Source organism: Streptomyces regalis (genome assembly GCF_001509475.1).
Taxonomy (GTDB): domain Bacteria; phylum Actinomycetota; class Actinomycetes; order Streptomycetales; family Streptomycetaceae; genus Streptomyces; species Streptomyces regalis.
Genome location: NZ_LLZG01000025.1, coordinates 106,128 through 121,350, shown reverse-complemented (window position 1 = coordinate 121,350; position 15,223 = coordinate 106,128). Strand labels below are relative to the sequence as shown.

The 15,223-nt window shown below is 71.6% G+C and carries 15 protein-coding genes and 1 pseudogene; 12 read left to right on the top strand and 4 right to left on the bottom strand.

Annotated features, from left to right (window positions below; all coding sequences use genetic code 11):
* Positions 1–213: 213 nt before the first annotated feature.
* Complete coding sequence (locus ADL12_RS06050) at positions 214–1,410, bottom strand: sensor histidine kinase (protein WP_062699297.1); 1,197 nt, start codon at positions 1,408–1,410, stop codon at positions 214–216.
* Between the two features lie 150 nt (positions 1,411–1,560).
* Here ADL12_RS06050 and ADL12_RS06045 point away from each other — a divergent pair, with 150 nt between their 5' ends.
* The 12 genes from ADL12_RS06045 (at position 1,561) to cutA (ending at position 12,992) form a co-directional block, all read left to right on the top strand.
* Positions 1,561–1,932 (top strand): DUF4333 domain-containing protein, encoded by a 372-nt coding sequence (locus ADL12_RS06045; RefSeq protein ID WP_062699295.1) that lies wholly within the window; start codon positions 1,561–1,563, stop codon positions 1,930–1,932.
* Positions 1,933–1,950: 18 nt separating this feature from the next.
* Positions 1,951–2,634: an ABC transporter ATP-binding protein gene (locus ADL12_RS06040; RefSeq protein ID WP_062699293.1), complete on the top strand. Its 684-nt coding sequence runs from the start codon at positions 1,951–1,953 to the stop codon at positions 2,632–2,634.
* Positions 2,635–2,658: 24 nt separating this feature from the next.
* The gene (locus tag ADL12_RS06035; RefSeq protein WP_062699291.1) at positions 2,659–4,671 is read left to right on the top strand and encodes an FtsX-like permease family protein; all 2,013 of its coding nucleotides are present in this window, start codon (positions 2,659–2,661) and stop codon (positions 4,669–4,671) included.
* A 92-nt stretch (positions 4,672–4,763) separates the two neighbouring features.
* Positions 4,764–5,462, top strand: coding sequence for a response regulator transcription factor (locus ADL12_RS06030; protein ID WP_062699397.1), 699 nt, complete (start codon positions 4,764–4,766; stop codon positions 5,460–5,462).
* Between the two features lie 108 nt (positions 5,463–5,570).
* The gene (locus ADL12_RS06025) at positions 5,571–6,395 is read left to right on the top strand and encodes a hypothetical protein (protein ID WP_062699288.1); all 825 of its coding nucleotides are present in this window, start codon (positions 5,571–5,573) and stop codon (positions 6,393–6,395) included.
* Positions 6,396–6,529: 134 nt separating this feature from the next.
* Positions 6,530–7,339: an SAM-dependent methyltransferase gene (locus ADL12_RS06020; RefSeq protein WP_062699286.1), complete on the top strand. Its 810-nt coding sequence runs from the start codon at positions 6,530–6,532 to the stop codon at positions 7,337–7,339.
* A gap of 58 nt (positions 7,340–7,397) precedes the next feature.
* Complete coding sequence (locus ADL12_RS06015; RefSeq protein ID WP_062699284.1) at positions 7,398–8,801, top strand: glutamine synthetase family protein; 1,404 nt, start codon at positions 7,398–7,400, stop codon at positions 8,799–8,801.
* Between the two features lies 1 nt (position 8,802).
* Positions 8,803–9,993, top strand: coding sequence for an amidohydrolase family protein (locus ADL12_RS06010; protein ID WP_062699282.1), 1,191 nt, complete (start codon positions 8,803–8,805; stop codon positions 9,991–9,993).
* A 42-nt stretch (positions 9,994–10,035) separates the two neighbouring features.
* A complete protein-coding gene (locus ADL12_RS06005) occupies positions 10,036–10,563 on the top strand; it encodes an NUDIX hydrolase family protein (RefSeq protein ID WP_062699280.1) in 528 nt (175 codons plus the stop codon).
* A 20-nt stretch (positions 10,564–10,583) separates the two neighbouring features.
* Positions 10,584–10,976 carry an FAD-dependent oxidoreductase gene (locus tag ADL12_RS57645; protein ID WP_279617127.1) on the top strand — a complete coding sequence of 131 codons (393 nt, stop codon included), beginning with the start codon at positions 10,584–10,586 and terminating at the stop codon, positions 10,974–10,976.
* Between the two features lie 475 nt (positions 10,977–11,451).
* The gene (locus ADL12_RS06000) at positions 11,452–12,150 is read left to right on the top strand and encodes a hypothetical protein (protein WP_159053090.1); all 699 of its coding nucleotides are present in this window, start codon (positions 11,452–11,454) and stop codon (positions 12,148–12,150) included.
* Between the two features lie 515 nt (positions 12,151–12,665).
* Positions 12,666–12,992 carry a divalent-cation tolerance protein CutA gene (cutA, locus tag ADL12_RS05995; protein WP_062699276.1) on the top strand — a complete coding sequence of 109 codons (327 nt, stop codon included), beginning with the start codon at positions 12,666–12,668 and terminating at the stop codon, positions 12,990–12,992.
* Positions 12,993–13,322: 330 nt separating this feature from the next.
* Here the strand turns inward: cutA and ADL12_RS05990 are convergent, their stop codons facing one another.
* From ADL12_RS05990 to ADL12_RS05980, 3 genes and pseudogenes are all read right to left on the bottom strand, one after another.
* On the bottom strand, positions 13,323–14,033 hold the full coding sequence (locus ADL12_RS05990; RefSeq protein ID WP_062699274.1) for a hypothetical protein: 711 nt from the start codon (positions 14,031–14,033) through the stop codon (positions 13,323–13,325).
* Positions 14,034–14,316: 283 nt separating this feature from the next.
* Positions 14,317–14,853: a MarR family winged helix-turn-helix transcriptional regulator gene (locus ADL12_RS05985; protein ID WP_062699272.1), complete on the bottom strand. Its 537-nt coding sequence runs from the start codon at positions 14,851–14,853 to the stop codon at positions 14,317–14,319.
* 30 nt (positions 14,854–14,883) lie between these two features.
* Positions 14,884–15,198 (bottom strand): annotated as a pseudogene (locus ADL12_RS05980) (SpoIIE family protein phosphatase); the annotation flags it as partial.
* Positions 15,199–15,223: the final 25 nt, after the last annotated feature.

Here is a 15,223-nt window from a genome sequence, read left to right as displayed (position 1 = left end):
GATCCTCCCTGGCTCTCGCGGGCCACTCGACCTGGAAATGTGCAGCACCATTGAACAACCGAGGGTTGTGGCGCCGCCAGGGGCTCCTGGTCGACGGCGGTCGGGCAACGCCCTGAAGGGGCGCGGGACTGCATCAATATGCGGCTCCGCCACGTGGGCGCGACCAGCCACAAACGAACCCGCAGACGAGGGACGGCAAAACTCGGCACCCCACTATCGCGGCCCTGCCCGCGGAGCACCCCCCACCGGAAACACCGCCCGCACCTCCCAGCCCACGCCGCCCCGCGGCCCGGCGTGCAGTTCGCCGCCCAGTGCGGTCACCCGCTCCTTCAGGCCGACGAGGCCGAAGCCGCCGCCGTGCGCGGCCGCCGGGAGTTGGGTGCCGCCCCGCCCGTCGTCCGCGACCGACACCTCCAGGCGGCCCGCGTCGTCCCGCAGCCGGACCTCGATGTGGGCGGCGTCGGCCGCGTGGCGGCGGATGTTGGTCAGCGCCTCCTGCACGACCCGGAAGGCCGCGGCCTGCACCTCGTGGGGGAGGTCGTCGGACACCGCGGGGTCGCGGCGCAGGCTGACCTGCTGGACCGGGCTCGCGAAGCCCGCCGTCAGATCGGCGATGCCTGCCAGGTCGCCGGCCGGGCGGCGGTCGGCCTCCTCCCCGGTGTCACGCAGCACACCCACCGTGCGGCGCATCGAGGCGAGGGCTTCGGTGGCGGCGCGTTCGATGCCGGCCAGGACCGGGTCGAGCTCCTGTGGCTGGGTCTGCGCCATCATGCGGGCCACCTGCGTCTGCACGAGGATCCCGGTCACATGGTGGGCGACGAAGTCGTGCAGGTCGGCTGCGATGGCCACGCGCTCGGCGCGCCGGGTCTCGCCGACGGCGAGCGTGCGCCGGTAGTCCATGGTGCGCAGGTACACGGCGAGCCCGGCGAAGAGACCGACCAGGCCCAGGCCGGCCAGCATGAAGCCCAGCACGCCGGCGTCCAACGGCCCGAGATACCGAACCGGCAACAGCAGCAGCGCGCCCACGTCGAGGGCGCCGCACCCCCAGGCCCAGCGCGGCGGGCAGTGCCGTACCGCGACGAACAGCAGGCACAGCAGGATCAGGACCTCGCCGGGACCGAAGGTGTTCGCCTTGAAGGTCAGCAGCGAGCCCGCCGAGTAGAGGATCGAGGCGAGGGCGGGCACGGCCGTGCGCACCTGCGGTGTGAGCCATTCGGGCCGCCGCTCGGCCGGCCACAGCACGGCGGCCAGGCCCACGAGCAGCACCGCCAGGGCCGACCAGACGGGGCTCGCCGTCGGCAGGACGCTCGTCCCGTCGGAACCCGCGTAGAGGACGTCGACGACACAGGCGGCGAGCAGGATGCCGACGGCGAAGCCCCGGGCGCAGCCGCGGGGGGAAACGGACTTCATGCCGATCACGGTAGGCGAGGCCGTACGCGGCGGGATCGGCCGATCGGCCGAGGGGCCCACCGCTGACGCCGACCTTATGGCCGAGGCGCGCGCCCGGGCGCGGGGGCGAGGGTGGAGCCGCAACCTCACCACAGACATCAGGAGTACGCGATGCAGCGCAGCAGGTTCCTCGTCGGCGTCGTCGGCGGCGCCACCGCCGTCGTCGCGCTGGGCGGCCTCGGTACGTATCTGCTCTCCGGCACCGAGTCGACCAGCCGTCTGGACGAGTTCAGCACGGCATCGGTGGGCGGCCACCGGGCGCTCGCCGCGAACATCGTCGCGGACCGCACCAAGAGCCTGTTCCATCCGCTGCCCTGGGTCGGCGACAGGCTCACCGGCGTCACCTGCCCGACCGGCCTCAAGGCCGTGGCCGGCGCCACCATCACCTGCACCGGCAAGAAGAGCGACGGCGAGGTCGTCCGTATCCCCGTCCGTGTGACCAAGGCCGACGCGAAGAGCGTCACCTGGAAGTTCGAGCGCTGAGAAGGGCCACGACACACCATGAGCACCGTTCTGGCCGGGTACGGCCTCGTCAAGAAGTACGGCTCCACCACCGCCCTGGCCGGTGTGGACGTCGAGGTCCGCGGGCGTGACTCGCTGGCGATCATGGGCCCGTCAGGGTCCGGCAAGTCGACCCTGCTGCACACCCTCGCCGGGATCATCCGGCCCGACGGAGGCCAAGTGCTGCTGCGCGGCGAGCGCCTCGACAACCTGGGCGAGAACCGGCTGAGCGCGCTGCGCCGCAAGCGGTTCGGGTTCGTCTTCCAGTTCGGCCAGCTGCTGCCGGAGCTGCCCGCCGAGGAGAACGTCGCCCTGCCGCTGATGCTGGAGGGCATGGCGCGGAGGCAGGCCGTCGTCCGCGCCCGCCGCTGGTTCGCGCCGCTGGGCCTGGACGGCCTTGAGCAGCGCCGCCCCGGTCAGCTCTCCGGCGGACAGGCGCAGCGCGTCGCCATCGCCCGCGCCCTGGCCGTCGAGCCGGACGTGGTCTTCGCCGACGAGCCGACCGGCGCCCTCGACCAGCGCACCAGCACCGAAGTGATCCAGCTCCTGACCTCCGCGACCCGGGACACGGGCGCCGCCCTGGTGATGGTCACTCATGACGCCGACGTCGCCGCCCACTGCGACCGCGTCCTCCAGGTCCGGGACGGCCGGATCAGCAACTACAGCCAGTTCACGGTCGCCTGACCCGCCTTCCCCCCGGAGCCCTCCATGCGTTCCCCCGTCCTGCCCCTGACCTGGCACCTGACCAGATCCTCCGGCCGCCGCGGCCTGCAGAGCCACCTCCTGGCGGCCGGGGCCGCGGCCGTCGGCGCGTTCGTGATGCTGGTGATCATCGCCGCCACCCTCGGCGCCGGCACCCGCGCCGACCACACCACCTGGCGCACCCCGGACGCCGTACCGGCCAAGCAGGCCACCGCGGTCCAGGCACTCGCCACGACGTACGTCCGTCACGAGCCCGTCACGGTCGTCTCCCTGGCCCAGCTCTCCGGCCGCAAGCAGACCCCGGCGCCGCCCGGCCTGAGCTCCTTCCCGAAGCAGGGCGAGGTGTACGTGTCCCCCGCCCTGGCCGAGCTGCTGCACAAGCTGCCCGCGAACCAACTCGCCGGCCGTTTCCCGAAGGTGAAGTCCTACGGCACGATCGGCACCGCCGGTCTCGCCTCCCCCGACGAACTCGTCGCCGTCGTCGGCCGGACGCCGACCGACCCGGCCGTCTCGAAGGCCGCCGGGGACACCTCCTCCTGGTTCGACATGGCGCAGATGGAGCGCGCGGAGATCTCCGGGTTCGGCGGCGACACGGCGAGTATGTTCACCGCCGGCGACCAGGGAATCGCCGTCCTGGGTGTCGTCCTGCTCGCGATGCCCGTCGTCGTGCTGTCGGCAGCTGCCGGACGCCTCGGCGCGGCCCGGCGCGAGCAGCGGCTCGCCGCCCTGCGGCTGGCCGGCGCGACCCCGCGCCAGATCATCGCCATGACCGCCCTGGAAGCGGTGGCGCTCGGCGCGGCCGGGGCGCTGACCGGTGCGCTCACGTACGTGGCGTCGCTGCCCGCGCTCGCTCAGGTGCCGTTCGGTGTGGGCACCTGGTACGTCGACACGTTGTGGGTCGGATCGCCCTGGCTGGCGACGGTGGTGGCCGCAGTCACCGCCCTCATCACCGTCAGCGCGGTCTCGATGCTGCGCCAGGTCGCCACCTCGCCCCTCGGCGTCGCCCAGCAGGCCAACCCCCGGCGCACCCGCATGATCCGCCTCGCCTTCTTCGCGGCGGCCCTGGCCGTCATCTTCATGTTCAGCGGCGGGGGCCTGCAGGCGGAGCAGGCCGTCGCCCTGCTCCTGCTGTTCTACGGCGCTTTCTGGCTGTTCGGCCCCTGGGTGGTGGACCGGCTCGGCCGCCTGGTGAGCCGGTTCGCCAAGCGTCCGGCGACCCTGCTGGCCGGCCGTCGGCTCAGCGACGACCCGCGCGGCGCCTGGCGCACCGTCAGCGGACTGGTGCTGGCCGGGTTCGCCGCCGGGTTCTTTGCCGTCAGCCTCCTCGGCGCCGACACATCCCAGTACCGGGGCCAGGTCGCGGTGACCACGGGCCACGCCTTTGAAGCCCGGCACACCGCCGCCGAGGCGCGCACCCTGCTGCACCGGGCGGGCGTGACCGCGACCGTCACCACCGGCCCCACCGACGCCTACGACAACCTCCTCGGCGGCGGATCCGGCGTCATCGCCCACGTCGAGGGCGGCCAGGAGCAGCTGGACACGGCCGTCACCGCCCTCACCCCGCTCGGGGCAGGCCGGTTCCCCTACGGCCAGGACTACGCCGGCGGCTCGGACAAGGCCACCTTCGACCGCCTGGACGCCGTGACCATCGGCACCCTGGCGCTGAGCTTCCTCGTCGCCGCCACCTCCGCCGGCCTGACCGCCGCCGCGAACGTCCTCGACCGACGCCGCGTCTACGGCCTGCTGCGGCTGGCGGGAACCCCGCTGAAGGTGCTGGACCGGGCGCGGGTGCGGGAAACCGTCATTCCCCTGGTCGTCCTGGCCGGCGGCACCACCGCCATGGGGGCCTACGGCTCCTACCAGCTCAACAAGGCGGCCGGCGCCACGATCAACACTTCCGGGGCGATCGAACTCGTCGTCTGTGTCGTCGTCGGCGCGCTCGCCATGTTCGCCGCGATCTCCGGCAGCCGACCGCTGCTGCGGAAGGTGACGGCGGACCCCGCACAGACCGCCGACTGAGAGCCACTGACCGCCGAGGGGCCCACCCACACCTGGCTACACACAGCTGGGCGCGGGCCCCTGCGTGAACCCCGTAAGGCATGATCGGAGCCATGACCCTCCCGCCCCCGCCGGGCGCGCCCATCCGCGTCCTCATCGCCGACGACCAGGAGATGGTCCGCACCGGCTTCCGCTTCTTCCTCGACGCCCAGCCCGACATCACCGTGGTCGCCGAGGCAGCCGACGGCGAGGAGGCGGTGGCGCTGGCCCGGCGGGAGCGGCCGGACGTGTGTCTGCTGGACATCCGGATGCCGAAGCTGGACGGCCTGGCAGCGACACGGCTGCTGGCGGGTCCGGAGGTGGCGGACCCGATGCGGGTGGTCGTGGTGACGACGTTCGACCTCGACGAGTACGTGTACGGGGCGCTGCGCGGCGGCGCGTGCGGGTTCCTGCTGAAGGACTCGGGGCCCACCCTCCTCGCGGAGGCGGTCCGCGCCGCCGCGGCCGGTGACTCGCTGGTCTCGCCGTCGGTCACGGTCCGCCTGCTCAAGCACGTCACCGCCCCGCAGGCCGTCGCCGCCGCCCCGGCGAAGCCCGCCCCGCCCACGGAGCCCCTCACCGACCGCGAGCTCGACGTCGTCCGGCTGGTCGCCCTCGGCCGTACGAACGCCGAGATCGCCGCCGAGCTGTACGTCTCCCTGTCCACGGTCAAGACGCACCTGTCCAGCGTCCAGCTCAAACTGTCCGCCAGGAACCGCGTCGAGATCGCCGCCTGGGCCTGGCAGCACGGGTACGGGCAGCCCGGCGCCTGAGGCGCCGGCACTCCCGACGGCTCACTCGAACGGTCCGGCACCGCTGGTGGGCCGTCGGATCCGGTGGTGCGCTGAGGACACACGTCACGTTCTCAGGAGGCACTCCCGATGACCCGTCGTTCGTCCCGACTCGCCCGCGTCCTCTCCTCGGCCCTGGCGGCAGGCGCGCTCCTGGCCACGTCCGCCTGCTCGGACGACGGCGACCAGGACGGCTCACGGGCCTCGGGCGTCACCGCCTCACCGGTCGCCAGGAAGCAGCCGACCGCCTCTCCCACGCCCACCCTCACCGAGTCCGGCGCGGACGCCGCGCTGATCACCGAGGCGGACATCGAGGACGACTGGACGCAGGTCAAGGACACGGAGGCCGAGAACTGGCACGACAGCCTGCTCATCGGCAAGGTCGACGTCTCCGACTTCCTCACCGCCAAGGCGGACGCCGCCGACTGCCAGCGGCTCATGGACTCGCTCTACGACGACGACCTCCTGGGCAAGCCGTCCGGAGCGAACGCGCTGCGCGGCTTCACGCAGGACAACTCGCGACTGCTGTACCAGGTCGCCTCCTACGACCGGAGCGACCCCCAGGACTCCTTGGACTGGATGGCGAAACTGCCGGACGAGTGCGACCGGTTCACCATGACCGAGGACGGCGAGGAGCGCACCGTCCAGGTCATCGAGACCAAGCTGCCCGACGTGGGCGACGCCCGTGAGGGCCTGCGCGTGACGGTGCAGGGCATGACCGGGGGCGAGGAGGCCACGCTGACGCTGGATGTCGCCGCCGTACGCGTCGGCAACGACGCGATCACCGTCACGGCGGGCGGCCTCGACGGGGACGAGCACGACTCCGTCGAGCAGGCAGTCAAGCAGGGCACCCAGCGTCTGAAGGACGTCCTGGCCGGACGGACGCCCAAGCCGGCTCCGTCCGAGATCGAGTGACGGCCACGGCACTCCCCCTCTCCTGCGCCAACCTCCTTCACCGCTCTGCCGATTCCCGGGACAACGTGATCAACGGAACGGCACAATGGCGGCGATGGCCGGTTTCGGTCGTGCGTGCGAGGAGAGGACGAATCGTGAGTGATGGCCACACCCCGTCGGGCGGGTCGGCGAAGCTGAACACCGGTGTGGCGCACAACGCGCGCGTGTGGAACTACTGGATCGGCGGCAAGGACAACTACGAGGTCGACCAGCAGGTCGGCGAGCACGTCGCCGGGATGTTCCCGATCATCCGGGACATCGCCCGCGCGGACCGCGAGTTCCTCGGCCGGGCGGTGCGCTTCGTGGCCGAGGAGCGGGGCGTACGGCAGTTCCTGGACATCGGCACCGGGCTGCCCACGGCGGAGAACACCCACGAGATCGCCCAGCTCGTCGCGCCCGACTCGCGGATCGTGTACGTCGACAACGACCCGATCGTCCTCGTGCACGCCCGCACGCTGCTCACCGGCACCCGCGAGGGCGTCACCGCCTACATCGACGCCGATGTGCACGACCCGGACGCCATCATCGAACGCGCTGGGCAGACCCTGGACTTCACCGAGCCCGTCGCGGTGATGATGCTCGGTATCCTCAACTTCGTCCTGGACTACGACAAGGCCCGCGAGATCGTGCGGCGCGTCCTGGCCGCGGTCCCCTCCGGCAGCCTCCTGGTCCTGACGCACCCGACCTTCGACTCCGAACTCGGCGGCGAGGGCCAGATCCCCGCGATGAAGTTCTGGAACGAGAACGCCACGCCGCCGATCACGGCCCGCAGCGGCACGGACATCGCCGCCTTCTTCGACGGGCTGGAGCTGCTGGAGCCGGGCATGGTGTCCTGCTCGCAGTGGCGCGCCCCGGGCTCGCCCGCCCCGGTGCCGCAGTACGGCGCGGTGGCCGTGAAACCCTGACGCCCAGCAGGGACCGCCCGGACCGGCGCGGACCGGCCGAGCTCGCCGAGGAGAGCGTATGACCACCCTTGCCGACCCCGTCCCGGGAGGACGTCCCGGTGACGTCGAACGGGCCACCGCGCTGAGCGGTGAGCTGTCCGGGCGGGGCGTGCACGGGATTGTCCTGGCCTACGTCGACACGGCGGGCATCGGCCGGGTGAAGACGATCCCGACGGCGAAGCTCGCCTCGGCGGCGGCGTGGGGCGTCGGGATGTCGCCGGTGTTCGACACCTTCCTGGCGGGCGACTCCATCGTCACCACCGACGTCCTCGGCTCCCCGGACGGCGATCTGCGCCTCTACCCCGACCTGGACCAGCTGGCGGAGCTGTCCGGGCAGCCCGGCTGGGCGTGGGCGCCGGTCGACCGGATCACCCAGGAGGGCGAGCGGCATCCCGCGTGCAGCCGTACCTTCCTGCGCCAGACGGTCCAGGAGGCCACCGACCACCACGGCATCACCTTCATGGCGAGCATCGAGATCGAGTGGGCCGTCGGCCGACCGCCCGGCGCTGACGGCGAGTTCGTGCCGGCGGTGACGGGCCCGGCGTACGGCGCCATCCGCCAGGTCGAGTTGAGCGACTGCACGGCCGATCTGCTGGCGGCGCTCGCGCGGCAGGGCGTGGAGGTGGACCAGCTCCATCCCGAGTACGCGGCAGGGCAGTTCGAGCTCTCCGTGGCCGCGCTCGACCCGGTGGCGGCGGCCGACCGCAGCGTGCTGGTACGGCAGACGATCCGCGCGGTGGCCCAGCGTCACGGGCTCGCGGTGTCCTTCGCCCCCGCGGTCCTCGGGCAGGGCGTCGGCAACGGCGGCCATGTCCACCTCTCCGCGTGGCGCGACGGCGTGAACCTCCACGCGGGCGGTGACCGCCGCCACGGCATGCGCCCCGAGGCCGAGTCCTTCGCGGCCGGCATCCTCGCCCACCTCCCCGCCCTCACGGCGGTGACCGCACCGAGCCCGGCCAGCTATCTGCGCCTCAAACCCTCCCAGTGGGCCGGGGTGTTCACGGCCTGGGGCCGGGAGACGCGCGAGGCCGGTCTGCGCGTCGTCACCGGCACGGCGGGCCACCGTGCCCAGGCGGCCAACCTCGAGGTCAAGCCGGTGGACCTGGCGGCCAACCCGTACCTCGCCCTCGGCTGCCTGATCGCCGCCGGACTGGACGGACTGACGTCGGGCGCGCGGTTGCCGGAGGAGATCACCGGCGATCCGGCACATCTGGGCGCGGAGGAGGCGGCGGCCCGGGGCGTGCGCAGGCTGCCTACCTCGCTGGGCGAGGCCGTCGAGGAGTTCCGCGCGAGCGAGCCGCTGCGTGCCGCGCTGGGCCCGGTCCTCGCCGACGCCGTGATCGCCGTACGACAGGGCGAGCTCACCGCCGTCGCCGGGCTGGACGACGACCAGGTGGCCGCGACGTACCGCTGGAAGTACTGACATGAGCGCCACAGGCCCGGTCCACGAGGCCCTCGCCGCGCTGCCGCTGGTGGACCATCACTGCCACGGGGTCGTCACCGCCGGCCTGGACAGGGACGGCTTCGAGTCGCTGCTCACCGAGGGCGAGCCCTGGCCCGGCATCTCGCCCTTCGACACCCCGGCCGGCGTAGCCGTACGCCGCCACTGCGCACCCCTGCTCGATCTGCCGCGCCACGCCCCCGCCGATGCCTACCTGACCCGGCGTGCGGAGCTCGGCGCGCACGAGGTGAACCGCCGGTTCCTGGCCGCCGCCGGAACCGGGACATTCTGCGTCGACACCGGCTACACCCCGCACCGCATCACCACACCCGCGGAACTGGCGTACACCGCCGACGCGACCGCCTACGAGGTCGTACGGCTGGAAACGATCGCCGAAGCAGTGATGACCGAGGGAGTCGAGCCGGACGCCTACACCACCGCCTTCCGCACGGCCGCCGAGGAAGCCGTACGGCGTCCGGGCGTGGTGGCCGTGAAGTCGGTGGCCGCCTACCGCACCGGCTTCGACCTGGACCCGGCGCGCCCGTCGGCCGCGGAGGTCACCGAGGCGGCCCGGCACTGGTCGGCGGCCGGCGGCCGGCTGACCGACCCGGTCCTCGTACGGCACCTGCTGTGGACGGCGGTCGACCTGGGACTCCCCCTCCAGCTGCACACCGGATTCGGCGACAACGACATCCGCCTGCACCGTGTGGACCCCACCCATCTGACGGACTGGCTGCACCTCACCAAGGGCACGATCCCCGTCCTGCTCCTGCACTGCTGGCCGTACCAGCGCCAGGCCGCCTACCTGGCAGCGGTCTTCGAGCAGGTGTACCTGGACGTGGGCCTCACCCTGCACCATGTCGGCCCCGCCCGGTCCAGGGCGATCCTGGCGGAGGCCCTGGAGATCACCCCGTTCCGCAAGCTGCTGTACAGCTCCGACGCATACGGTCTGGCCGAGTTCTACCGGCTCGGCGCACTGGCGTTCCGCCGCGGCCTGGGCGACCTGCTCCAGGACCGGGTGGACGCCGACGAACTGAGCCTGCCCGACGCGCTGCGGATCGCGGCGTGGGCGGCCGGCGACAACGCCCACCGCCTCTACGGATTCCCCCCACCCGAACCCATTCCCGCCTCTGCCTCTGCTCCCGCCCCCGAATCCCGTCAGCACCGCGACTGAGCGTTCGCAATTCCCGGAAAGTATGATCAAGCAATGTCTGACATGACCGAAACCACGCCCGGCTGGCTGTCCCCCGACGAGCTGGAGATGGCACGCGCCCGCATGCCGATCCTGTACGTCGAGGCCGTGCCCGTGCGCGTCGACGACAGCGGCGAGGTCACCAGCGTCGGCCTCCTACTGCGCATGGGACCGGACGGAACGGTCAGCCGGACCCTGGTCTCCGGCCGCGTGCTGCACCACGAGCGCGTCCGCGACGCCCTCCTGCGCCACCTGGAGAAGGACCTCGGCCCGGTGGCGCTCCCCCGCGTCCCGACCTCCCTGCAGCCGTTCACCGTCGCGGAGTACTTCCCGACGCAGGGCATCACGCCGTACCACGACCCGCGCCAGCACGCGGTCTCCCTCGCCTACGTCGTCCCGGTCACCGGCGACTGCCGCCCCCGCCAGGACGCCCTCGACCTGGTCTGGTTCAGCCCGCAGGAGGCCCTGTCGCCGGCGGTGCAGAGCGAGATGCCGGGCGGGCACGGGGTGCTGCTGAAGCAGGCGCTGGCGCATGTGGGCTGTGTGATCTGACCGGCGAGGAGGGCCGGGGCATGCCCGTCGTCGTGGTCGGCGCCGGGATCGTCGGCGCGTCCGCGGCGTACCACCTGGCGCGCTGTGGAGCGCCCGTGACCCTGATCGACCGGGGAGCCGCACCGGCGACCGGGGTGACCGGCGGCTCCTTCGCGTGGATCGGGGGCTGTGGCGGTGACTGGCCCGGTGGCGCCGAGGATCTGCGGGCTGAGCCTGTCAGCCCGGCATGCATGTCCATCTTGATCAGGCGGATCAGTTCTCCGATCTGCGGCGAAGCGTCGGATGCCGTTTCATCGGCTGCTCTCCCGCATGCGTTCTGCAGCCGTTCGGGGTCGTGGCCCTCGGTGTTCCAGACTCGTTCGATGGATCGATGCCCCAGGTCGTGGCTTCCCCCGCGACTTGCGTGCCGATGACCATGATCCGTCGACGGCCCTCGCTCTTGAACTTCACGCGGTTGGTCTGGACACCGGGCCCGAGGACGAGTTCACCAGCCCCGACCGCTTACCAATCAGTGCACGCCGACTGCAGTCCCCAAGCCAACGTCGCCGAGCGCTCTCCCCAGTTGGAGGAGGAGTCGCTTGCGTCATCGCCGACGGGACGTCCGGGAGGCACGTCCAAGGCCGCCAGTGGGTCAAGAAGTCGGTTCGCCAGGGCTGGTCACGGCGTGAGATCTCGCGGCCCTGCGCCTGAGCTCGCGGATGGTGTCCTGCCATTGCCAGGAATCACTGGGAGGTCGTCGCCGGCCACGACCGCGCGTTCGTGGGCGTGCCGGCACAGCGGCGAGTGGCCCTTGCGCTGCCGTGACATGCGGTTCGGTCGGACGTGGGAGAGTCGACCGTGTGCCGGGAATGAAGGCACAAGGAACGCTGGGGCATTGGGGAGGTGACGGTGAGCGGAAGACCAAGGTTGTGGGTGGCCGGTGCTCTGTTGGGGGTCACTGCTTCGGTGCTGACCTGCGGGCTGGCCGTGGTCGCGGCGGTGCTCGTTCCGATGTGGTGGCCTCATCCGGCGGTGGCCGTCGTGGCGACGCTGTCGCTCCTCGGCGCGGGATTCGCGCTGATCTCCGTGTGTTTCATCCGTCTTGATCCTTGGCACCTAGGGGTGGCCGCGATCGCGGAGTGTCTGCTGGCCGTGGGGTTGCTGGCGTTTCTCGACCAGGCCATCCTCGATGTGTGGGGCAAGCCGCAGGAGACCGTCGTCACCAAGGTCGTCCGGCATGAGAGGAACGCGCCGACGGGGAAGGTCACCAGGTCCTGGTGGGAGTGCTCGCTGGAGGGACTCGACGGTACGGAACTGCGGCGGAGCCTCAGGGAGTCGGACTTCATCCCAGTGGCGAAGGCATGCCCCGCCGATGCGGAGGTAGGAGACCGGCTCGTGGTGTACGCGGTGTCCGGCGACTTCGCCAGACCGCAGACGAACGCGCCTGTCGGGGGTGTCTGGCTGGTGATCGCGTTCACCGCCACCGCCACGGTGGTAGCGGCGACGTTCACGTCCATCGGAATGACTCGCGCGGGTGCGCCGAAAGCGGAGCGGATATCGCGTCTCCTACGGGGCCGGGAAGACGATTCACCGCCGGCCCGCATCTGAGACGGACGGCACAGCCGGTCAGTCCCCGTCGTCGACCCACCGCACGCCGCATCGTCGGCATCTGCCGCCCCACCATGGGGGTAATCCCAGTCGTGCTCGGTGACGACGTCGCTGTCGGTCTCGCCGCACCGGCCGCAGGTCTGTGCGAAGTCACAGGGCGTGGCCCTGCGGTAGTACGTGGCATAGTCCGGCCGCTGCCCCTCCGGGAGGCCGTCCACCGCGACGAGGCGGTTCTCGTGCCGGACCCACGCGCATTCGTGGCCGCACCGGATGCAGGCCACGACCTTTCGGCACGCAGGATCCGTCGGCGTCTCGCGCCCGTACTCGTGCACGACTCCGGACCGCTGGAGGCGATCGCAGTGCGCACACCGCCACTCGTCGCCGCGTGTACGTGCGCCCCCGCACGGCAGAAAAAGCCCGACCCCTTCGCCAAGGTACCGATACAACCGGACGGCCTCGAGGGCGCGCATTCGGCTAGGTAGGGTCGCAGCACACCGACCAGGAGAGGGCATTGCATGGCCAGCGAGATCGTGATTGCTCAGACGACCATCGACGACGAGAACAAGGCGAAGGCGCTGGCGCACGGCGCGGTTGAGAGCCGACTGGCGGCTTGCGCCCACATCGACCAGCCGTTCACAGCGGTCTACCGCTGGAAGGGTGCCATCGAGACCGCCACGGAATGGCGCATCTCATACAAGACGACCACGGACCGACTGCCGGAACTTGAAGCGTGGGTGGCCGGGGAACACAGCTACGAGGTGCCGGAGTGGATTACCCTCCCCATCACCGGCGGGTCTGAGGCTTACTTGTCGTGGGTGGTCGACGAGTCGGCAGCGCAGTAGCCCTTGGGTGAGCGTCGGGCCGGGCTTGCGCCACGGACGCTCACGTTCGGCCGTTGCAGGCCGGATCAGGCAGCGAACTGCATCAGATGGTGGGCGAGTTCGCGCTCGCTTTCCGGTAGCCCGGCAGCGATGGCCTGGGCACGCTCTCTGCCCATGGTGTTCGGTCGAGCTTCTGCGGCGGCCGCGAACTGGCGTGACACATAGACCCCCTGGTCGACCTCGTCGCCGTGCTCGACCTCGGTTCTGCTCGTCGCCCTGAGCCCGCGCCAGGACCTGCCGAACTACTACGGCGGCTTGGCCTCCCCGCCCCCCACCCCGACGTCCGGATGATCACAGGCGGCCGGCCCCGTCGCGGTCGGACGCACCCGCTCCCGACGCCGAGGGTGCGGCAGAACCCGGACGGGACGCGGTGTGGGAGAGCCGGTAGGAGCGTACGATCGCGACCGCGCACGCGGCGATGAGTGCGGCGGCCCAACCACCCAGATCACGAATGGGCCGTATCCAGGACGCTCCGGCTTCCACACCGCGCGGCGGCACCCGCCCCTTCGGGTCGTACACGACAGCGAGCGCGTCACCCGGGCGGGTGGTCTGCCCGCAGCCCCGCCAGATGCGGACGCTGAGCGGGACGCCATCCCGGTCGGCCACCGAGCAGAGATAGCGGCCACGGCCGGAGCCGACCGCTGCCCCGCCCTCCACCGATGTCACCATCGCCGACTCCACGCGTCCCCGCTCCGCCAGGACCACGCCCGCAGCCGCCTGGGGCGTCTGGAGCGCCAGGCACACTCCGAGGACGGCGACGATGCCGATCAGTGCCCGTCCGGCCCGCACCACGCTGAGATAGAGAGCGAGCGCGGCGGCACACACCAGGCCGGCTTCGCCGTGCGCCATCCCGGGAACTCCGTACCAGGCACCGGCGATCGCGGTGCCGACGATGGCGCCCGCCGCGAGCACTCCGGCGAGGAGCCCTTCCCCGGTCAGCCACCACGGCGGCAGGCCGACGAACTCCGCCGGCCCCCAGACCACGGCCCGGACGTGGTCCATAAGATGCGGCTCCTGCGCGGGCGGGGGTAGGGGTGGTCGGCGCATGTGCGTATCCACTCCCGGCGTTCTTCCGTAGTCGCTCGGCATCCGTCTGCCGTCTCACATCCTGGCGGCGCGGACCGATGATCCGCATTTCCCAGTGCCGGACACACACGCATGGCCCGCGCTGCCGGGATGAAGCAGTGAGGCCACGTCGCCTTCACGATTCGCTTGCATTATGCAAAACGTGGTGGGAGAGAAAAAGACGCGCCCCCCGATTGGATATCACCCGTTCCCCGGACCGTCAGGCGTCGGGTGCGACCGCGACATCCACTGCCCAGCCCAGCGGGTGCAGCTCCTGATCGTCCAGCGCCGGGGCCAGCGGCTCTCCCCCTGCCTCGTTGAACGCGGTCAGCGCCTCGATGAGCGCCAGCCGCTGCGTCGGGGTGAGCCGTTCGACGATCGCGGCAATCTCGGAGCGGCGCCGGGCGGTGACGTCCTCGACGGTGCGCCGGCCCTCCTCGGTGAGCTGGAGCAGGGTCTCGCGGCGGTTTTCGGGGTTGGTCTGCCGGTCGGCGAGCCCGGCGGCGATCAGCCGGTCGACCATGCGCATCGCCGTCGAGGGCGCGACCTGGAGCAGGTCGGCGAGCGCGACGAGTTTGGTGGCGCCGCGTGTGGACAGCACGACCAGCATCCGGAACTGCGGCAGGGTCACCCGTTCCTCCACCGCGGCCAGTGAGCGGGCGGAGACCGCCACCAGCAGGCGCGACGCGGTCAGCACCGCACGGGTGACCGCATCGACGTCGTCCGTGGCCTCGAGGCGGGTCTCATGCTCCGGCATACATCCTTTCTATCGTGCCGAAGCCCCTGCTCACTCACTCAGCACGGGCAGATTTCCCTGTTCATGACCATCAACATGACCGTGGTAGCGCAGCAGGAGCATCGCTGCGTCGTCGTGGGCCGGACCGGCGACATGCTGGACCAGGTCCTCGCGCAGCGTCTGCAGGGCGTGGTGCGCGTCCGGATCCTTCAGTAAGTGCGCGCGCTCGGCGAGCGGGTAGAACCGGCCGCGGTCGTCGCGCGCCTCGGTGACGCCATCGGTGTACAGCAGCAGTTGCTCGCCGCGCGCGAAGTCCACCCGGAAGGGCTTGGGGCCCTGGGCCCCAAGCGCACCCAGGCCGAGGGGCCGTACTTGCCAATCGGCAAGTACG